The sequence below is a fragment of the Paenibacillus sp. FSL W8-0439 genome (genome assembly GCF_038008995.1).
Taxonomy (GTDB): domain Bacteria; phylum Bacillota; class Bacilli; order Paenibacillales; family Paenibacillaceae; genus Paenibacillus; species Paenibacillus polymyxa.
The window spans coordinates 4,789,328-4,809,767 of sequence record NZ_JBBPAK010000001.1; the positions used below are offsets into that span (position 1 = coordinate 4,789,328).

Below are 20,440 nucleotides of genomic sequence, written 5' to 3' on the forward strand. Positions count from 1 at the left end.
TCTATTTAATCTTCCGGTATATTTTCTCTACCCGGTCCAGCGGCTCGTAAGAATCACTATAATCGGTGAAATGTATGGATTCCTTGGCCCCAAGCACCAACACACCAAAATGACTCAAGCTATCATAAAACAACCCATGTACATGGTTGCGAAGTTCATCGTTGAAGTAGATCATAACATTCCGGCAAAAAATCACATTGAACTCGTTAAAAGACCGGTCTGTCGCTAAATTGTGCTCAGCAAAAATGATATTTTTTCTTAAGAAGGGATGAAACATCACCGAATCATACTTGGCTGTATAATATTCAGAGAACGATTGTGTGCCCCCAGATTCCAAATAATTTTTGGTATACAGCTTCATTCGGTCGATCCCATATACGCCTTCTTTCGCTTGCTGTAAAGACAGGTTATTCATATCCGTCGCATAAATACGGGCCTTATCATATAAGCCTTCCTCATGCAGCAAAATTGCCATTGAATATACTTCCTCACCTGTGGAGCAACCTGCATGCCAGATTCGGATATACGGATACGTTCGTAAAATAGGAATAATTTTTTGCCTAAAAATTAGAAACAGCTCCGGATCGCGAAACATCTCGGTCACCGGAATAGAAAGACTCTGTACCAGTCTATCGAAGGCGCTGCGATCATGCAGCACCTTCTCCTGAAGTCCTGATATCGTGCTTACATTCTCGGACTGCGCATGATAATAAATACGCCGCTTGATCGAAGGCAGAGCGTAATTACGAAAATCGTAGCCGTACAGCCGATGTATACCTTCCAGCAACAGCTCAATCTCAATCATTTCCCGCTCATTGTCATTCGATTTCAATTCATTAGCAGCATTATCCGCCATATCCTTCGATGTCATAATCTCTCTCCAATTCCTAAATAGGTTTTGCCTACACCGCTCTCAATCATGTGTCGTTTTATATTACCCATTTTTTTGGGTTACGAATACAACCACACTCGCATTAATGATAAAAGCTGTTCGGTTTGAATCGGTTTTTTTACATAATCGGAAGCGCCTGCCTCAATACACTTGGAACGATCATCTTTCATCGCCTTGGCTGTCAGGGCAATAATAGGCAGCTTCTCGAATTGTGGCATTAACCGGATACGTCGCATCGCTTCATATCCATCCATTTCCGGCATCATCATATCCATCAGCACCAGATCAAAATCAGGTGTCTGTTCGAGCATTTCCAGTGCTTCCCTTCCATTTTCAGCAAAGGTAACCTCCATGCGATAGCTTTCCAGCACACTGGACAGAGCAAATACATTACGAATATCATCGTCTACCAACAATATTTTTTTGCCTTCAAACAGTTCTTCCTTGTTATAAAGCTTCTGCAGAATTTTGCGTTTGTCCTCAGGAAGATTTGCCTCCACCCGATGCAAGAACAATGTAGTCTCATCCAAAAGTCGTTCCGGTGATTTGACATCCTTAATAATAATGGACTCTGCATATTTTCGAAGTTGTGTTTCTTCCTTACTATCCAGATCTTTGCCTGTATAAATAATGATCGGCAAATCGGTGAGCTGCTCATTTTCCCGAATGCGGTCCAGCAATTCAAAGCCTGTCATGTCACTCAACATCAGATCCAGTACCATGCAGTCATACCGCTGGGTGGCCAGCTCGTTTAGTGCTTCTTTACCTGTCGATACCGCCGTAATGGCCACATCATCATGGTCGATGAGCTCAATAATGGATTTGCGTTGATTATCGTCATCCTCAACCACAAGGAGGCGTTTTACCATTTGGTCCGTATACGACTTTATATGTGAAAATGCCTTATCCAGACTCTCCTTCGAGGAAGGCTTTTTGAGATAAGCAATTGCGCCCATCATCAAGCCCTGCTTCACATCATCTATGACTGAGATAACATGTACTGGAATATGGCGTGTCGACGAATTGCCTTTCAGCTCGCCCAAAATGGACCAGCCATCCATCACAGGTAACTGAATATCTAATATAATAGCGTCGGGCAAATAGGAATGAGCCATGTTCAGCCCATCGTCTCCTTTGAGAGCAATCAACGCCTTAAAGCCACGACTACGGGCCATGTCGTACAAAATATTCGCAAAATTAATATCATCCTCAATAATCAGCAGCACTTTATCCTGCGGGGTAATCTCGTTTCGATCGTCACCCGGATGTATAATGTCCTCCGCTCCGCTCTTAGAAGGCATCTGATACACGGGTAAGCGTTCAGCTGGCATAATCATTGGAAGATCTGCTTCCGCTGAAGCAGCGGCGCCTTCAAAAGCCGGAGGCACATCTGCACTGTTAAGCGCCTCTCTCGAATGAGAATCCTTATTCTTTTCGGTAGGCGTTTGTTCCGGCAAATACAGTGTAAAGCAACTGCCCTGTCCCTGCTCGGATTCGACTGTAATGGCACCGCCCAACAATTTGGAAAGCTCACGGCTGATCGACAGCCCCAGCCCTGTTCCCCCGTATTTTCGGCTAGTCGTACCGTCTACCTGCTGGAAGGCTTCGAAGATCAGATCTGTCTTATCTGAAGCAATCCCGATGCCGGTATCACGCACAGATAGAGCCAGATAGGATTTTCGTGGATTTAGCATACCCGGAAGCTGCTCTCCATTTGCCCGAGATACCTTGAAACTTATAGAACCTTCCGTGGTGAACTTGAACGCATTGGACAGTAAGTTACGTAAAATTTGTTTGAGACGATAACCGTCACTTATAATAGCATCTGGCAAATTCTCTTCGATTTCGGTATGCAGTTGAAGCTCTCGTTTGGCTGCGACTGGAGCAAAATTCTGTTCTACAAACAGCTCCAGTTCCTTCAAATGGACCGTTTCATGGTTAATATCCATTTTTCCAGCATCCACTTTGGATAAATCCAGAATTTCATCAATCATTTTCAATAAATCCGCGCCCGACATATAAATGGTTTGTGCATATTCGACTTGTTTGGGCTTAAGATTGCCTTCCTTGTTCTCAGACAGCAGCTGAGAAAGAATAAGCAAGCTATTTAGCGGAGTACGCAATTCATGCGACATATTGGCCAAAAACTCGGATTTATATTTGCTTGTGATCCCAAGCTGCATCGCCTGTTGCTCCAACTGGGCTCGTGCACGTTCGATCTCATCGTTCTTTTCTTCCACTTCTCGAACCTGTTCTTCCAGTGCTCTCGTTTTAGCAATCAGTTCAGTATTAAAATGCTCCAATTCTTCCTGTTGACGCTGTAATAATTCCTCGGAACGCTTAAGCTCCTCTGTTTGCTGCTCCAAATTCTCGTTAGAACGCTTGAGCTCTTCTTGCTGAGTTTGCAACTCTTCGGACTGGCATTGCAATTCCTCGGTAAGTGCTTGTGATTCGCGCAACAGTTGCTCAACCCGCATCCGTCCCTTGATATTGTTCAAAATGATTCCCAAACTCTCCACTAACTGAGCAAACAGTTTCGTTTCTAGATCACTGAAGCGGTCCAGTGACGCTATTTCCACGGCACCAATGCATTCATCATCGAACATAATAGGGAAAATCATAATTCCAACTGGCTTACTTTCTCCTAAGGCGGAGCCAATGGACAAGTATCCTTCAGGTGCCTCTGTGATCAAGATTGGCTTACGATCCAGAACACACTGTCCAAGCAAACCTTCGCCCACCTGGATAGCGTCTCTGATCGAGCCTTCGCCAGTCACCTTTGCATAGGAGCCGTATAACTTGAACCGGTTGTCTTCTACCTCTTTTCCTTGCAGGTAGATGGCTCCATAGCTGCCCCCCAAAATGGGTGTAAACTCACTAATGAACATCTGAGCAACCTGCTCCAGTGAATTCACACCGCGAAACAGCTCAGTCAATCGAGCAGTATTGGCATTAAGCCAAGTTTGGTCCTTCTGCGTTTGAAGGACGGAATGCTCGAATTTCCTTTTTTCATCCAGGTCTCCAGCCAATTGTTGAAACACACGAGCAACCTCTCCGATTTCATCTTTGGAGGCCACACTCATCCGGCTGATAGCCCTGTACTTTCCCTTGCCAAAACCGTTCATCATGAGGTTAACGGTATTTAGACCTTTGGCAATGCTAGGAAGCACCCACAAAATAACCAGTAAGCCCATCATCAGACCGGCCGCCATCAGGATTGTGGTAATCTGCACAGATTCCTCATAAGCCTGATTGGCCTGCTTCATATCGTTATCAATTTCCCGGTCTTGGAAAACAGCTAGGGTATTAATGCTGTCCATTGCCTCCTCTTGAGCAGGCAGACCCGTGCTATTACGGAAAGCATTAGCTTCCTCAATACGATCTTGCTCCAATAAGGAAACGAGTCTCTCTTCATAGTTTAGATAATCTTTCCAGGCGACAGCCACCCGGTCAATCTGCTGTTGCTCTTCACTCGTACCGGAATCCGTTTGCAGACTAGCCAGCACTTTTGTTCCAGTAGCAGAAATATCATCCATCTCGCGCTTGGCCTCGCTGACAGAGGAGCCTGGATTCAAGATCAAGTTGGCCATGACTTTAGCCATATCGTTCACCTGTCCGCGTATAGCCGTTGTTTTCCGGACCTTCACATATCGTTCTTGGTAAACCTGGTTCAGCTGTTCATTCAAGCTCCCCATCCGGTCATAGCTGATTAGCGTCAGCACAAGGAGGATCGCCATAAGCGATCCAAAGCCAATCAGCAGTTTATTTCTGATTTTCATGCAAGCTCTCTCCCTCTTTCAATGAAATCCAGATCAGGCACTTATCATCATCGCGATCCTGCGGCCCCTCGTTACGAAAAAACGCGTCCAGCATCGCTTCTTCATTCCATTCCTCATACTTGCGCAGACAAGCAGTCAGATACTCCAATTGTTCCTCATATTCACCTTCTACCGTCTCCAGCAAGCCATCTGTATACAAAGCGATATGCCCAGTTCCTTCGTAATAAATCGTGTGCATCTCTGCATCAATTTTATCAAACAATCCGACCGGACTACACGCACGGTCTAATTTGGTTATGCTACCGTCCTGATTGAACAGCAAGCCGGGAGGATGCCCTGCATTTACATAGTCAATTCGCCGTGAACGAGTATCAATCACCATATAAATCGCCGTAAAATAATACTGTACCAGCTGCTTGCCCAGGTCTAGTTGATTAAAACGACGATTCAGCTCTTGTATGACCTTCTCCGGCTCCACATACGTGGTCACCGTATCCTTGAGTACAGACGCAATGAACATGCAAAACAAAGAAGAAGAAATGCCATGGCCCATCATATCGAGCAAAATGATGGCATATCTCCCTTCTCCTAGCGGATACCATGAATATAAATCTCCCGCCAGTTCAAAGGAAGGCTGGTACAGTGCATTCGCTTGCAGCATAGGATCCTGAATGGCAGGACTCAGCACCGCCTGCTGCACCATCGCAGCCAGTTTCAATTCATCCTGAATTCGCTGATCCCGGTCCTTATGCCAGTCTTTTTCCTGCTTAAGACGCAAGGCAGATCGAATTCGCGCCATTAGCTCTACCTTATTGATCGGCTTTGTGACATAATCGACGGCTCCCACATCCAGAGCTTCGGCCAATTTTTTAGAATCGCCTACAGCGGTGACCATAATAATCGGAATATCTTTTAAATGTTCATATTCCTGTACAATACTGCAAGCTTCAATGCCATCCATTTCAGGCATCATCATATCGAGCAGCACCAAATCAATATCCGAAGGACGGGGGCGAAGACTAATGGTACGGTCGCCGATTCCCAAATGTTCCAGCATTTCTGCGGCCGAGCTGGCAGAGATTACATCGCGATAATTTTCTTTTTTTAGTATTTCACGAATAATAATGACATTCGTTGGATTATCATCAACAATTAGAATTCTCATTGCTCTCTCCTTATCTGTAACCCATGTATTATACTATACCTGCTTATGGGGCAACACCCTTGTTAATTAGAAATAGCGTTTCCGCAAGCAGGCATTCCAAAAACATAGATAAGGAATGAGGCTAAAACCCCATTCCTTATCTATGTTTTTGGAGGACCCACGAAACACTTGTGCTGCGGCCAACATCCTCTTTTTCAAATCTAAGTTTGCTTAATCCTATGATGAGCTGGAAAATCACGCTTTTTTCGCAATAACCAGCACTTTACCCTGATCCAATTCTTTTTCATAAAAATCTGCTTCCGTATCGGTAAAACCTAAGGAAGTGATTTTAGCACGAAGCTCATCGCCACGCGAACGGAACAAATTCGCTAAGGAGTCAAAGACGCCCTCTTCTTTAATCCCGATTTCCTTGGCAGCTACCGTATCGGCGATACGATCCGTCCGATCCTGATCATGAGCGAGCACGAACACATCCTCATAACGATAGCCCGTGTTACGCAACTCATTCACAGCTTCAACGGCTTGTACACCGTTCTCTACCACCTTGGCATAAGATTTATGATTGGTCTGATTCATGTTTCTCACGCTCCTTTAAGGATTGACTTCTCTGACTATTACACTTCATTCATCCATTTGAAACTTCCATATGATGTCACGCCTCGAAAAAATCGATTACCACTCCGTTTCATCAAAAAACTCAACATACTTTGGCTTGTCAGACGTCTTATCCATAAATACTTTGATCGCCCGCTGCCCGCGCACATACACCTCTCCGTCTTCTGCCGTAAATTGCGAGCCGCCTAGCTCTTGATCCAGCGTTTTCCGTTGCAGTGGCAGCCACTTATCATTCACTTTGATTCGACCGGCAGCAGGATCTACATGCACATAGGAGACGACGTCCTCACGCATACCTACGGTGACATCCGGGTATTGATATTCTGTAGAAAGCAGCAGCTTATCCTTCTTAATTCGAAGTGGCTTGCCCAGTTTTTTCAATACATCCGCACGAGTATCATCCAGAGATATGCCATTTAAGGTATGAAAATCAGTTGGCACAGCATGTGGATCAGTTATCGTCTGAACAGCCCTTACCATATGCCCCGCTGTCTGCGGGGAGACGGTTTGCTGAACCGTATCCTGTCCGGAAAAGGGAGTGAGCAAACCAGCGGCTAGTAATAATGTCTTCATCATAATTCTCACCCTTTCAATGAATTTCCTATAGTTTACGGTTCAGCACTATACTACTGACGCATTTTCTGCCACACCCCAGCAGCGATGTCTACATAACCCAGCCAGTTCTTAGCCGGCTTGCCCGCAGGTTCCCCATAAGTGGCATTGTAGCTCTGAACCGTCCGCTCTGTTGCAGTCAAAGGTCTGTTCGATCCCGTTGACTTGATCGCCTTCTCCGTTCCGGAAGTGCTGCTCGCAGTGCTACGTGACTTCTGAAGGCGTGTCATTAACGCTGTTGAAGCCTGTTTGGCGGCCAGCGTCACTTCGCTGAGTACCTCCCCCAGGTTTTTAACCGACTCCATCACAGGTTCCACTTGCTTCAATTTATGATCAACGTCTGCGGTGATGTCATTTGCATGTCGAACCGTTTGTTTTACTTCATAACTTAGTTCATCGACTGTCTTTTGTACTTCCTGCAAGGTTTGAGTTACCTTATCTAGAGAACCTTGAGCTGCTTTCAATGTCTTAATAAGGTAAATAACGAGAACGGCAAATGCGATAGCAATAATAAAAATGCTGACCTGTGTTAACATAGCGTAACCTCTCTTTCGTCTTTCACGATGATGTTTATGATTACTGCATAGTTACCCTCTACATTCGGACACGAAACAACGTCCAGACTGGTATCTTCTTGTGCTCCAAAGGTTATGATTCACGGGCCCTCGCACCGTTTAAAACAACGTATAATGATGGCACAGCCACACTTAATCTGTAGAAGTCACCATCATCTGCTACCACGCTCTATCGGGGCGCGAGTATGCCACATTATATACAATCAAAGGAGGATACAGAACATGCTGAAATGGTCGGCTTTATTCTTAGTTTTTGCTGTGATCGCCGGGATTTTAGGTTTTTTTGGTATCGTCGTCTCCGTAGCAGCTACAATAGCCAAAATGTTATTTGTGCTATTTTTGGTCTTATTCGTTATTTCACTTTTTACCGGAAGAAAACGAGCTTCATAGACGTTGGATGATAGCTACACCCAAACGTGATATGTATCATATGCTTATCAAAAAAGGATGTTCCCACTCTGGTCAACAGAGATGTGGAACATCCTTTTTTGATGTAGCTTTTAACAGTGAGCGGCGTTTTTATTGGATCACGCTGCCCCCAAACAGGAAACGATCCTGCCAAGGCTTGCTGAAATCCGTAACTTTTACACCACCGGCCGCTACAGAAAACGTATGGAGAAGCTTGTTGTCTCCCAAGTATACAGCTACATGCGTAATCGTTTGGGAGGAATTATCCAAGGACGTATACGCCCCGGAAGATGCATTATAATTTGTAAAAAAGAGCAGATCGCCACGCTTCAGTGTAGTCATATCTGTATTCGGCTGACTGTTCTGCTTGATCCACTCACCCTGTGAACGAGAATCTGCCGGGAGCTGGATCCCTACAGCCTGACGGAAAATTTGGCGAGTAAATGCCGAGCAATCAAAAGTAGCCGTACTGTTGCGATCAGAACCATATTCATAAGGTGTTCCAAGGTAAGTCATACCTGTGTCAATAACCTGTTCGATTGCAGCCGCTGCATCACCAGAAGGCAAGCTAACCGTCGAAGCAGGAGACGCTACCGCAGGTAGAGCAGTAGTATCTGAAGCGGGTGCAGCCGAAGATGCCACAGGCTGCTGCACAACAACCCCCTCACCAATACGAATATATTGTGGAGATGAGCTGACATAGCCTACTGTACCATCAGCAGTGGTGATCTTAAACCAATACGCATTACTGGAATCGGTAATCGTAACGACATCCCCTGTATTCATATAGCCCAGAACCTCGGAAGAAGTGGATGCCTCCGCCCGCAAACGAACGGACGTTTGAATCGTAGCTTTCGTTTGACCGGCAGAACTATTCACTGAAGCCGGAGCCTCTTTAGTTGAAACATTTTTAACTGAAGCTGAAACAGTTTTAGCTGACTCTGAGGCTTCCGTTTTACGGCTGGCTGACGGGGTGACAGCAGCAGCGACGCTGGTAGCGCCAACTTTTATGTACTTGTCGGAGCTGCTTGTGTAGCCGGTTACTCCATCAGAGGTCTTGATCTTATACCAATAGCTATTCGTTTTCTCCAATACTGTTACGGCCTCTCCCTGCTTCATAAAGCTGACTACATCGCCCGTAGTCGAAGGATCGGATCTAAGCTTTACAGCCGCCCGAATAACCGCCTTCTGTCCTGTGGATGCTGTCGATGCCGCTGCGTCAACCTGACCCGGCGCCACATGAATTGCTGCCAACAGCGCGGCTGACGTCATGAGCATTCCCATCACGCGTCTTCTCAATGTTGCACCTCCTGGCTGTTTTTACGAATTTGAAGAGCATAATTCCGACGAATATAGCCGGACATGCCTTCATTATAGTAAAAGCAGCAGGAAGAGAGATATAATCCAAACGTCACAAAAGATAGCGTGTACACCTTTTTTGATATAGGTCTAAAGTCACTTTTAATACTAATTATTTAATAATTAATCTATAATTTAGGTTCTACATGGACATGAACGTGCATCGTATTATGAACCTCTTGTAGACGTTCCTCAATCCGATCGCTGATCCGATGTCCTTCAATCAGACTGAGTTGCGGATTCACCTCAATGACCACATCCACCAGCGCATGGTTACCGTGTACCCGTGCTTTAACGTCTCGAATTCCCTCTACTCCAGGTATAAGAGCAATCGTACTCCGTAAGTCGTTCAGTTCTTGCTCATCAAATCCATCAGTCAAGCTATGTGTGGAATCCCTAAAAATCTCCCACGCCGTTTTACTAATAATGAATCCTACCACGATCGCCGCCACAGTATCCAACCACGGCAGCCCGAACTGTGCGCCAATAATGCCCACTGCTGCTCCAACACTGACGAGTGCATCTGATAGATTATCCTTGGCCGCTGCCAGCAACGCCTTGTTGTTGATTTGCCGAGCCAGCCTGTTATTGTACAGGTACACCCCGAACATAATCACTGCGCAAATCACAGCCACACCCGCTGAGGTAATATCCGGTATTTGCTTTCCTCCCTTGAAAATGCTTCCGATTCCATCAATCAGCACCTGCAAACCAACGACAGCCATAATAAAGGACGCCAGCAGCGCCGCAATCGTTTCGGCCCGAAAATGTCCATAGGCATGGTCGGAATCTGGTGGTTTTTGCGAAATTCTCAGACCAATTAATACAGCAACCGACACCACAATATCGGTGACATTGTTGAATCCATCAGCCAGCAACGCGCTAGAGGCAAATATATATCCGCTAATCAGCTTAAAAGCGGACAGCAAAAGATAAGCAGCAATGCTTACCCACGCCCCTCGCTCACCTTTTCGTATTTCATCATAGACATTTACCACAACGGAGGACACTCCTTCAAATAGATAGTTCGCAGCGTAAAGATCTGCCCAGAAATAAAAATAGCAGCATAGCTGCCCTTACACTCCCTCTCAAACAAGCAGCACAACTGCCCTTACACTACCCCTCAAACAAGCAGCATAGCTGCCCTTACACTACCCCTCAAACAAGCAGCACAGCTGCCTTAAAAATAACAATTTGCCTGTGGTTAACTGTTATTTTTAGGATAACAGACGAACTTTGTGTGGGTCTAGAGAAACAGTCTTTCCACTCTACATCGCTGTAGGAACAATGAAAAAGTATTGCCAGGCCCCATCCCTGTAGGTTACACAAAACAATTTTTCCTTCATGCAAAAAACAGACATATCTCCTCTTGCCTCACTCCAGCGATGTGTTATCATTGTTGCCCTTGTCCCTTCTTTTAAAAACGTATAAAATGAGGACACAGCCGCGTTTTTCTTCAATCCAGCATGATTGACATGAATCTGGCGGCAACAGGAGGAATTTATTCATGAGCGATGCTAAGGAACCACGTAAAATTAATCTCGCAGATGCTATTCGCGAAAAGCTGGCACAAAAAAAACAGCAGTCCGGCGCTTCACAGCAGGGCGGCTTTCAAGGCGGTTCCACCAAAACACTGAAAAGCCAAAATACGAAGAAGCCGAACAACCAACGCCGTCGTACAGGCGGATCATAAGCCACTCCATAGACTTTATAGGGTACCGAGATCAGGCGGGATCTATCTTGACTCACTCTCGGAACCAAGTAAGCTAAGGGTCATGGCACAAAACGAAAAAAGAGGAGTCTCCCGGCCAAGGCAATGGCCTGATGGAGCTCCTCTTTCGTTTATCTATTTGCTGAAATTAGCGGTTCGGATGTTAGCCGATTTCTACCGGATACATGCGTTCACGCAATTGAGCGATTTCTTCATTTTCCAAGTATTCATCATAGCTCATCGTACGGTCGATTACGCCGTTTGGTGTAATTTCCACGATGCGATTCGCGATGGTTTGAATGAACTGATGGTCATGAGAAGTGAACAAAATAGTCCCGTCAAAATCGATCAGACCATTGTTCAGCGCTGTGATAGATTCCAAGTCCAAGTGGTTGGTCGGTTCTTCCAGAAGCAGTACGTTAGCACCGTTCAGCATCATTTTTGCCAGCATACAACGAACCTTTTCTCCCCCGGACAGCACACTTGCTTTCTTAAGCGCTTCTTCGCCTGAGAAAAGCATACGTCCCAAGAAGCCGCGCAGGAACGTTTCATCCTGATCCTTGGAATATTGACGCAACCAGTCCACCAGATTCAGATCCACACCTTCAAAATAAGTGGAGTTATCTTTCGGAAAATACGCTTGGCTCGTTGTAATCCCCCAGGAAAATTCACCATTATCCGCTTCCAGTTCGTTCATCAAGATCTGGAAGAGCGTTGTTTTAGGGAGACCGTTCGGACCTACAAACGCAATTTTATCGCCTTTGTTCACGACCAGACTGAACTCATTCAGTACTTGCTCACCTTCCACGGTTTTACTGAGACTATCTACAGTCAGCAATTGTTTGCCCGCTTCACGCTCAGGCTTGAAGTTAATGAACGGATATTTACGGTTCGATGGACGGATGTCGTCCAGCGTAATTTTATCCAGTTGCTTTTTACGCGAAGTTGCCTGTTTGGACTTGGAAGCATTCGCAGAAAAGCGCTGAATAAAGGCTTGCAGTTCTTTGATTTTTTCTTCCTTTTTCTTGTTCGCATCGCGAGCCAGTGTAAGTGCAAGCTGGCTGGACTCGTACCAGAAGTCATAGTTTCCGACATACATCTGGATTTTACCAAAATCAATATCCGCAATATGCGTACATACCTTGTTCAGGAAGTGACGATCATGGGATACAACAATGACAGTGCCTTCATAGTCCATCAGGAAGTTCTCCAGCCACTGAATGGATTCGAGATCCAAATGGTTGGTAGGCTCATCAAGCAGCAAATTGTTCGGACGACCAAACAACGCTTGTGCCAACAGAACGCGCACTTTGTCATTACCGCTCATTTCAGCCATTTTTTTGTCATGAAGATCACGCGGAATCCCCAGACCGATCAACAATGCAGCCGCATCCGGCTCGGCATCCCAACCGTTCAGCTCTGCAAATTCGCCTTCCAATTCACCAGCACGTAAACCGTCTGCTTCGGAAAACTCCGCTTTGGCGTACAGTGCATCCTTTTCCTTCATGATTTCATACAGACGCGTATGACCCATAATAACGGTTTCCAGAACCGGAAATTCATCGTATTCATAATGGTTCTGCTTGAGGACAGCCATCCGTTCGCCCGGTGTCATGTGAACCTCACCTGAATTGGCTTCAATTTCACCGGAAAGAATTTTCAAAAAGGTGGATTTACCCGCGCCATTCGCCCCAATCAGGCCGTAGCAGTTCCCAGGAGTAAATTTGATATTTACGTCTTCAAAAAGTGGGCGTTTACCATAACGAAGCGTTACGCCGCTTGTACTGATCATATAAGCATACCATCCTTATCATTAGTAAAGTGCTAAACACAAAATTACCGACGGCAATAGTATAACACACAAAAGATCGGATTCGAACCGTAGTCTAAGCAGAACTGCCCCTGAATCTCATCCAATATCTAATAAATAAAATAAAAAAATGCTTCTGTCCTCACGATTGTCACCTGACAAACACCTGGATCAGAACCATTTTTATGTTTTAAATTCAATGAGATAACTCAAGGACAGATACCTTACACTCTCTCTGTGCGTGTAAATGTTCGGAATCTCCGACGCCAATCGGAATAAGATACATGCCCGCCTCCTCGTCCTGTCTTATGACTACCTTCACACCATAGACTGCCTGAATCAGTTCGGATGTAACGACCTCTATAGGCGAACCATTCGCTATTATGCGTCCTTCTTTCATAGCGATCATCACATCACTATACCGAATAGCCTGATTAATATCATGCAGCACCATTACGATGGTCAGTCCGTGCTCCTGATTGAGCTGCCGAATAAGCTCCAAAATCTCAAGCTGGTAATACATATCCAGATAGGTGGTCGGCTCATCTAAAAATAAAATCGGCGTTCGCTGTGCCAAGGCCATTGCAATCCACACACGCTGCCGTTCTCCTCCTGAGAGCTGATCCAGTGTATGTGTCCTGCGTCCCTCCAGATTGGTGCAGGCTATAGCCCATTCGACTGCTTCCTCGTCCTCGTCCCGGCTGGATGTGAACATGCTCTTATGAGGCAGTCTTCCGAAGCTGACGAGTTTTTCTACTGTCAGGTCAGAGGGCGCTTCGTTCTGCTGATGAACTACCGCCAATTGACGGGCCAGTTCCTTGGGCTTGTAGTGGGCTATCTCCTTGCCATCCAGAACCACCTGGCCCTTGCGAGGAACGGCATTGTTGGACATCACACTGAGCAGTGTCGATTTGCCGCATCCATTGGGTCCAATAATCGTAGTAATTCGTCCCCGTTCAATAACAGCATTGATCGCATGTAGACGATCTGTTTTCCGATCATAGGAGAAGGTTATATTTTTAATGTCCATAGGTGCGATCCGCCTTTCTGATCAGGAATATCAGGAATGGTCCGCCAATGACTGCCATAATAATAGAGGCCGGAATTTCATTGGGAGCAAGCACCGTTCGCCCCAGCGTATCCGCAAGCAACAGCAGCAAACCGCCGCATAAGGCAGAAAACGGAATCAGCCACTTATGATCCGAGCCAACCAGGTAGCGGGCACAATGCGGAACGAGCAGGCCGATAAAAGCAATTACTCCTGCTATAGCTGTAGCCGTTGCTGCAAGCAGCACTGCTATCACAGAAATTAAAAGTCGTGCACGTGTCACGTTAAGGCCCAAATTTTTAGCCGTTTTATCTTGAAGGGACAAGAAATTACACCAAGAGAAGACGAGCATGGCCAAAATTAAACCAATTCCGCCATAAGTCACAATCACCTCGACATCTACCCATTTTTTCATAGACAAGGTTGAGGTGGTGACCTGGTTAATGCTGGTGACCGCATAACTGCCCCGATAGTTAAACGACTGACCTAGGCCGGAAAAGATGGCGTTTACTGCCACCCCAATCAGAATAAGTCGAATAGGATGCAAGCCAGATTTCCATGAAAATCCGTAGACCATTAGGCAGGCCAACGCACCGCCGATAAATGAAAAGAACGGCATCCAGAAATAAAGCGCCGGAAAGAGGGTCACCGCGATCAGCGAGACCAAGGCCGCTCCCGAAGAAATGCCGATCACCCCGGAATCTGCCAGCGGGTTTTTCATGACGGCTTGCAGCAAAACGCCCGCCACTGCAAGGGCTGCACCCGCCATCACAGCTACGATAATTCTCGGTAGTCTAAGATCCTTGACCACATTCACCTGATCATCTGTTCCTGTCCACAATCCGGCCACCAACTGACTCAAATTCACCTTGAGGCTGCCTGTCATCGCTGAGTACAGCATGACACCGACGAGTAAGACAATTACAACAATAAGGCTCCATAATTTTTTGGACATGTCATCAGCTTCCTTTAATTCGAAGGATACAGCATTTTCATCAGCTCATCCAGCGCAGAGCTTGCCGCTAAATTCCCAGTGGTGCCAAACAACGGTTCAGGCAAATCATAAACATGCCCTTTTTTCACAGCGTTGAAATGCTTCCAGATATCGTTAGTTTTGAACTCTTCATCGAACATTTTTACGACCTCATCCGGCATCCCGTGTGCAGCACGCAAAATGATATCAGGATTGGATTGCTGCAAAGCTTCGGTATTGTGGGCTATGAACTCCACCTTCTCGCCCTGAACCACATTTGTTCCGCCTGCAATTTTAACCAGATCCCCAATATAGGAATGTTCGGTAGCCACCAGATAGCTTCCCGGAACACCCAGTAGAATTAGTACTTTAGGAGACTTCTTGCCTTTAATTTTTTGCTGAATCTCAGTAACTTTGGCATCCAAGGCCCCATTAATCTCTTTCGCCTTTTCAGCTTTATCAAATCGGTCTCCCAGCTTTTGAATTTCCTTTTGCATATTCGCAAGGCTTTCAAAATTCAAAAACTCAGCATTAATGTTCAGGTCCTTAAACTTAGGCTCCAAATCATATTTGAGTGTGGTCACCGAAAGCACATCTGTAGGTTTCAAGGACATTACTTTTTCCATATCAGGACTCATCGGATTTCCCACATCAGGAACATCCTTGTAACGATCAGGCAATACTTTGGTACTTGTCGGCTTGCCAGCCAAATCCAAGCCCAGCGCATCCGTAATTTCAGAAATGGCTACTGTAGTCGCCACAATACGTGGAGTTGCTGTTTTATCATCAGACGACTTTCCGGTTGCATCTGATGCTGCCGTTGAAGTCGAACCATCGCTATGGTCCTGTCCAGCCTGTGCTCCCCCGGAGCATCCGGCCAGCAATAAGATCATGATGCCGATTAACATATAGAAACCAAACGCTTTCCTTTGAGCCAAAGCTGCATACTGTTTCATGAAAATCCAATCACCTCAATTCAAAATATAGAGCAACAGCGTGAGTCCCACTTTTTCGGGTATGTAAATGCTGACAAGTCTTGATGCCGGGGCACCAAGACTTGCTCGCATACAAACTTTGCTGTTATTTAGGCTTCATTGATGTCATAACCTGAGATTATTTCACCTTTAGGCTTGCTTCATCAAATTGGAACTGAACCGTATACCAGTGATCATACGGTACTCCGCCAAGGACCAAACCAGGCACAATAACGTGTGTGTAAGCACTGATTTTCTGAGACAAGTCCCCTACCTCAAATTGAACGATACGTGTATCACCGGATGTCGAGATCACTTCCACATCTTTTAGGGTACCGTTTTGCTCCACTTGTAGAGTCGGCATCCAAGAGCTGTTTTTCAAAGTGATTTGGATATAGCGCTTGTCTCCCTTTTCAATCAATGTGGCTGGCTTATCGAGATAACCATCCATAACGGACGCTTCATTCGTTTTGTCTTTAAATACGTTGTAATTGATCGTGTATTGCTTCTCGGAAGCAGGTTGAACTGGTTGCTCAACTGCTGGTTTTGCTTCAGCTACCGAGGTGGTCGTTTCTGTTGCTTTGTCCGTAGAAGCTGCTGCCGATTCAGTAGCGGTTGCAGTTGTAGCTGCATTAACTCCTTCACCTTTGAGCGATGCACGGTCAAATTGAATCTGTCCGCCGAATTTCTCATTAAAAATGTATTTCTCAGGCAGATATACCTGTGTGTACACACTCAGCTTTTTATCCAGATCGGGTACTTCGAAGGCAATTGTGTGTGTATCACCTTTTGTGTCGGTACCCACAATCGTCGGATTCGCATAGCGGCCCTCAAAGTCCGTTTGGAATAATTTCAAAGCCTGATTGTCTGTTACGGTTACATGGGCCTGGACCTTACCATTTTTCACAATCAACTTCGCCAGACTCTGTACAAATGGAGCCACCAAAGAATCCTTGTCCGTTCCGTTTGCAAGCACACGGAAGTTCGCCGTGTACTCTCCATCGGCTAAGTTATTTTTCCCCTGTTCTACTTCGTCTGCTTTTGTTTCGTTGTGATAAGATACATTACTGGTATCGAATTTAAATTCAAAATCATATACCTTTTCTACTCGATCCTCCGCCTTGAAAACCATCGGAGCGCTACTTGCCACTTTTGGAGCTTCGTAGACAACCAGTTGACCTTTTACGTTGTTCTTAAAGTCACTTACACTGAAACGAACGTCCTTCGTATTACTTGCTGCATCTTCCCGGGTCACTTCTGCATCCTGATAACCTCCACTTGCGTTATCCCAAATGCGCAGCGCCTTAACTTCATTGCTGTTTTGCAGCTTCAGACCTACAAACCGTTTGTCGCCTTCCACGACCAATTGCGCTGGTTCATTAGTGATGAAGCGTTGAGCCGGAGATTCAGATCCTGTGATGCCATCTGGCAGCACAATGCTGAATTTTAATGCATATTTCCCATTGGCAAGCTTGTCAAAATCCAGTTTAACGATAGGATCAGCCGCCCCTGAAGAGGTAGGCTCAACAAAGCTGCGAATGGTAGCAGGCTCGAATTGGAACTGCACATCATATACGTGGTCATAAGGGATGCCACCCAAATCTAATCCAGGTACGATGACATGCGTGTTCACTGTAACTTTATCTGACAGATTAGGTACTTCAAATTGTACTGTTCTTGTGTCTGCAGAGGTGGACTGTTCAACCACCTGAGCTTCAGAACCATTTACTTTAAACGTTTTAATCCAACTGCTCTTGTCCATTTTAATTTGAATGATATTTTTACCAGACTGTTTTAACAGTGTGGCTGGCTTTTGCATATATCCATCCATCACAGATATTTCATTGCTTCCGTTTTTGAGTACGGAGAAATCAATGCTGTATCTGCCATTTTCCACTGGAGTTGTGGTTCCGTTATCCGGTCCTTTAGCTGTAATACTGCTGCGATCAAATTGAAGACGAAGCTTATGATCCATCTCATAAACCCCACCTGGATAGGTCGTGCTCACATGCACCTGTGCATTCAGAATAGCGTCCAAATCGGCCACCTTGAATTTCACAACACGTGTATTCGCATTCTTATCCTCACTAACGATATCTGCATCTGTCAACGTCCCGTTTTGTTCTGTTTTGAACTCTGTCACGGTGGTGCTGTCTTTAATCGTAAAGGAGGCTTCATACTTGCCCTTCGATACCGTCAGCGTAGCCGGAGACAATAAATATTGCGCCATGGCCGATTTTTGATCTTTGGTTGCATGCAACGCATCGAAATTGATTGAATACGTTCCATCAGCTAAATTTTTTCCAGGCGTGCCTGGTGTACCTGGCGTCCCAGGATCAACCGGGGTTGGAGCATTCGTAATGCTGTTTTTGTCAAATTGAAGTCGAAGCTTATGATCCATCTCATAAACCCCACCTGGGTAGGTCGTGCTTACATGGACCTGTGCATTCAAAATCGCGTCCACATCGGCTACTTTGAATTTAACAACACGTGTATTGGCTGTCTTGTCCTCGCTTACAATGTCTGCATCCGTTAATGTCCCGTTTTGTTCTGTCTTGAACTCTGTTACGGTAGTGCTGTCTTTAATGGTAAAGGAAACCTCTTTTTGTCCTTTTGCTACCGTTAAAGTCGCTGGAGATAACAGATATTGCGCCATTGCGGATGGCTGATCTTTGGTTGCATGCAGGGTATTAAAGTTAATAGCATACGTTCCATCTGCCAAGCTAGGTGATGTAGGTGCAGAAGCCAATTGAAGATCTACATTATAGGTATGCACGTAGCCCAGTTCAGGCCAGTTGATACTTACCCATGCGCTTAACTTAGCAGGTATTTCTTTAACCTCGAATTCAATAACTCGTGTATTCGCAGTTTTGTCTTCACTTACTGTAGCAACATTAGTTAATACTCCGTTTTGTTCTACCTTAAAACCATCAATCTGCTCACTCTTTTTCAAGGTAAAACGAACATACTTCTTGCCATTACGTTCAATCAAGGTGCCTGGTTTCTCTGTATACCCATCCATCATAGAAACTTCATTCGTTCCATCCTTCAAAAGAGTGAAGTCCAGATTGGATGTCGTTTCTGGAGAGCTTCCATTTTCTGTGATACTATTTTTATCGAACTGAAGACGAAGTTTATGGTCCATCTCATAAACCCCACCTGGATAAGTCGTGCTCACATGGACCTGTGCATTCAAAATTGCGTCCAAATCAGCTACCTTGAATTTCACAACACGCGTGTTGGCTGTCTTGTCCTCACTTACAATATCTGCATCCGTAAGTGTCCCGTTTTGCTCTGTTTTGAATTCTGTTACGGTAGTGCTGTCTTTAATGGTGAAGGAAACTTCTTTTTGTCCCTTCAATACCGTCAAAGTCGCCGGAGACAACAGATATTGGGCCATGGCCGATGGCTGATCTTTGGTTGCATGCAAAGTATCAAAGTTAATAGAGTACGTTCCATCCGCCAAAGTTGTTGGTACAGGTACAGAAGCCAACTGCAGATCTACATTATAAGTATGCACGTAGCCCAACTCAGGCCAGTTGATGCTCACCCATGCATTCAGCTTGGCTGGTAGTTCTTTTACTTCAAACTCGATAACTCGTGTATTCGCATTCTGGTCTTCACTTACAATAGAGGTGTCAGTTAACACTCCATTTTGCTCTACCTTAAAGCCATCAATTTGCTTACTATTCTTTAACGTAAACTGGGCATATTGTTTGCCTCCACGCTCAATTAGCGAGCCTGGCTTCTCCGTATACCCATCCATCATGGACTTTTCCTCTGTTCCATCTTTCAAGAGGGTAAAGTCCAAATCAGCTAACTTTTCTCCTGTGCCAGGAGGCGTTACCGGTGGTGTCACTGGTGGAACGGTTGGATTCTCGGTTGAGTTTTTAAGTCTCAAACTGGAAGGATCAAACTCAATCCATTCCTTCACTGAACGGTCCGGATCGGTATCTACATACCATGGAGAACTGCTGTTAAATCCAAACTCCGTATTTACATTTTGATGAAAATCATAAACATCGAAGCTTACCGTTCCCGAAGCTTTTCCGGAATCTACTTCTATTTTGGCGGGAACCGTTTCCCCGTTTTGTTCAACTAGAAATTTCGAAAGCCCTTGAGCCTCTGCAAATTTAAATGAAAAATGGTATTTTCCATCTTTAATAATCAAATCTCCAGGGTAGGTATAATTTGTTTTAAAACTTGAATCCTTGGTGCTTCCACTGACTGTCTTGCGCAAAGGCTTATAATCAATCAGGTATTCTCCATCTGCATAAGTCGCTTCAGTTGTTGTTATAGCATTCGTAGGCTCAACATATGGACCGGGCAGTTCTACCGGATACTCATAAGTAGCATACGTAGCACTAGTCACTGTAGTGCTTGAGTCAGGCAAATTCGACGAAGTGGATTCATCCTCGGGTGTTGCTCCTGCGTATGGTGAAAATAAAGAAAACAACATTAGAATAGCAGCGAATGTCGTAATATATTTGTTCAATCGGCTTTTCAAGGTGATGTATCC

Annotated in this window: 15 protein-coding genes; 2 read left to right on the plus strand and 13 right to left on the minus strand. The window is 45.3% G+C overall.

Features of this window, described 5'->3' with window-relative positions; translation table 11 throughout:
- Position 1: 1 nt before the first annotated feature.
- The 6 genes from MKX36_RS20785 to MKX36_RS20810 form a co-directional block, all read right to left on the minus strand.
- On the minus strand, positions 2–871 hold the full coding sequence (locus MKX36_RS20785; RefSeq protein ID WP_126666652.1) for a CheR family methyltransferase: 870 nt from the start codon (positions 869–871) through the stop codon (positions 2–4).
- An 80-nt stretch (positions 872–951) separates the two neighbouring features.
- Entirely contained in the window at positions 952–4,671 is a 3,720-nt protein-coding gene (locus tag MKX36_RS20790; protein ID WP_340865526.1) for a response regulator, read from the minus strand.
- Complete coding sequence (locus MKX36_RS20795) at positions 4,655–5,836, minus strand: PP2C family protein-serine/threonine phosphatase (RefSeq protein WP_016820282.1); 1,182 nt, start codon at positions 5,834–5,836, stop codon at positions 4,655–4,657. The genes MKX36_RS20790 and MKX36_RS20795 overlap by 17 nt, the downstream gene beginning before the upstream one ends.
- A gap of 234 nt (positions 5,837–6,070) precedes the next feature.
- Complete coding sequence (locus MKX36_RS20800) at positions 6,071–6,412, minus strand: general stress protein (RefSeq protein WP_013373048.1); 342 nt, start codon at positions 6,410–6,412, stop codon at positions 6,071–6,073.
- A gap of 96 nt (positions 6,413–6,508) precedes the next feature.
- Positions 6,509–7,027, minus strand: coding sequence for a hypothetical protein (locus MKX36_RS20805; RefSeq protein ID WP_340865529.1), 519 nt, complete (start codon positions 7,025–7,027; stop codon positions 6,509–6,511).
- 50 nt (positions 7,028–7,077) lie between these two features.
- Complete coding sequence (locus tag MKX36_RS20810; RefSeq protein WP_016820285.1) at positions 7,078–7,599, minus strand: DUF948 domain-containing protein; 522 nt, start codon at positions 7,597–7,599, stop codon at positions 7,078–7,080.
- Positions 7,600–7,860: 261 nt separating this feature from the next.
- Here MKX36_RS20810 and MKX36_RS20815 point away from each other — a divergent pair, with 261 nt between their 5' ends.
- A complete protein-coding gene (locus MKX36_RS20815; protein WP_013373051.1) occupies positions 7,861–8,028 on the plus strand; it encodes a DUF1328 domain-containing protein in 168 nt (55 codons plus the stop codon).
- Between the two features lie 129 nt (positions 8,029–8,157).
- Here the strand turns inward: MKX36_RS20815 and MKX36_RS20820 are convergent, their stop codons facing one another.
- Positions 8,158–9,345: a C40 family peptidase gene (locus MKX36_RS20820; protein WP_340865530.1), complete on the minus strand. Its 1,188-nt coding sequence runs from the start codon at positions 9,343–9,345 to the stop codon at positions 8,158–8,160.
- 188 nt (positions 9,346–9,533) lie between these two features.
- Positions 9,534–10,403: a cation diffusion facilitator family transporter gene (locus MKX36_RS20825; protein ID WP_340865531.1), complete on the minus strand. Its 870-nt coding sequence runs from the start codon at positions 10,401–10,403 to the stop codon at positions 9,534–9,536.
- A 509-nt stretch (positions 10,404–10,912) separates the two neighbouring features.
- Here MKX36_RS20825 and MKX36_RS20830 point away from each other — a divergent pair.
- Positions 10,913–11,098 (plus strand): hypothetical protein, encoded by a 186-nt coding sequence (locus MKX36_RS20830; protein WP_016820288.1) that lies wholly within the window; start codon positions 10,913–10,915, stop codon positions 11,096–11,098.
- A gap of 181 nt (positions 11,099–11,279) precedes the next feature.
- On the opposite strand, the gene MKX36_RS20835 is transcribed toward MKX36_RS20830, so the two are convergent.
- The 5 genes from MKX36_RS20835 to MKX36_RS20855 form a co-directional block, all read right to left on the minus strand.
- Entirely contained in the window at positions 11,280–12,908 is a 1,629-nt protein-coding gene (locus tag MKX36_RS20835; RefSeq protein ID WP_016820289.1) for an ABC-F family ATP-binding cassette domain-containing protein, read from the minus strand.
- A gap of 214 nt (positions 12,909–13,122) precedes the next feature.
- The gene (locus MKX36_RS20840; protein WP_016820290.1) at positions 13,123–13,956 is read right to left on the minus strand and encodes an ABC transporter ATP-binding protein; all 834 of its coding nucleotides are present in this window, start codon (positions 13,954–13,956) and stop codon (positions 13,123–13,125) included.
- A complete protein-coding gene (locus MKX36_RS20845) occupies positions 13,946–14,929 on the minus strand; it encodes a FecCD family ABC transporter permease (RefSeq protein WP_016820291.1) in 984 nt (327 codons plus the stop codon). The genes MKX36_RS20840 and MKX36_RS20845 overlap by 11 nt, the downstream gene beginning before the upstream one ends.
- Positions 14,930–14,943: 14 nt before the next feature.
- The gene (isdE, locus tag MKX36_RS20850) at positions 14,944–15,903 is read right to left on the minus strand and encodes a heme ABC transporter substrate-binding protein IsdE (protein ID WP_340865534.1); all 960 of its coding nucleotides are present in this window, start codon (positions 15,901–15,903) and stop codon (positions 14,944–14,946) included.
- 157 nt (positions 15,904–16,060) lie between these two features.
- Positions 16,061–20,428 carry an NEAT domain-containing protein gene (locus MKX36_RS20855; protein WP_340865536.1) on the minus strand — a complete coding sequence of 1,456 codons (4,368 nt, stop codon included), beginning with the start codon at positions 20,426–20,428 and terminating at the stop codon, positions 16,061–16,063.
- Positions 20,429–20,440 lie beyond the last annotated feature (12 nt).

What these genes read in the sequence shown, in the direction of transcription:
- MKX36_RS20785 (WP_126666652.1), bottom strand. Translation starts at nt 871, where the DNA reads ATGACATCGAAGGATATGGCGGATAATGCTGCTAATGAATTGAAATCG.
- MKX36_RS20790 (WP_340865526.1), bottom strand. Translation starts at nt 4,671, where the DNA reads ATGAAAATCAGAAATAAACTGCTGATTGGCTTTGGATCGCTTATGGCG.
- MKX36_RS20795 (WP_016820282.1), bottom strand. Translation starts at nt 5,836, where the DNA reads ATGAGAATTCTAATTGTTGATGATAATCCAACGAATGTCATTATTATT.
- MKX36_RS20800 (WP_013373048.1), bottom strand. Translation starts at nt 6,412, where the DNA reads ATGAATCAGACCAATCATAAATCTTATGCCAAGGTGGTAGAGAACGGT.
- MKX36_RS20805 (WP_340865529.1), bottom strand. Translation starts at nt 7,027, where the DNA reads ATGATGAAGACATTATTACTAGCCGCTGGTTTGCTCACTCCCTTTTCC.
- MKX36_RS20810 (WP_016820285.1), bottom strand. Translation starts at nt 7,599, where the DNA reads ATGTTAACACAGGTCAGCATTTTTATTATTGCTATCGCATTTGCCGTT.
- MKX36_RS20815 (WP_013373051.1), top strand. Translation starts at nt 7,861, where the DNA reads ATGCTGAAATGGTCGGCTTTATTCTTAGTTTTTGCTGTGATCGCCGGG.
- MKX36_RS20830 (WP_016820288.1), top strand. Translation starts at nt 10,913, where the DNA reads ATGAGCGATGCTAAGGAACCACGTAAAATTAATCTCGCAGATGCTATT.
- MKX36_RS20835 (WP_016820289.1), bottom strand. Translation starts at nt 12,908, where the DNA reads ATGATCAGTACAAGCGGCGTAACGCTTCGTTATGGTAAACGCCCACTT.
- MKX36_RS20840 (WP_016820290.1), bottom strand. Translation starts at nt 13,956, where the DNA reads ATGGACATTAAAAATATAACCTTCTCCTATGATCGGAAAACAGATCGT.
- MKX36_RS20845 (WP_016820291.1), bottom strand. Translation starts at nt 14,929, where the DNA reads ATGTCCAAAAAATTATGGAGCCTTATTGTTGTAATTGTCTTACTCGTC.
- isdE (WP_340865534.1), bottom strand. Translation starts at nt 15,903, where the DNA reads ATGAAACAGTATGCAGCTTTGGCTCAAAGGAAAGCGTTTGGTTTCTAT.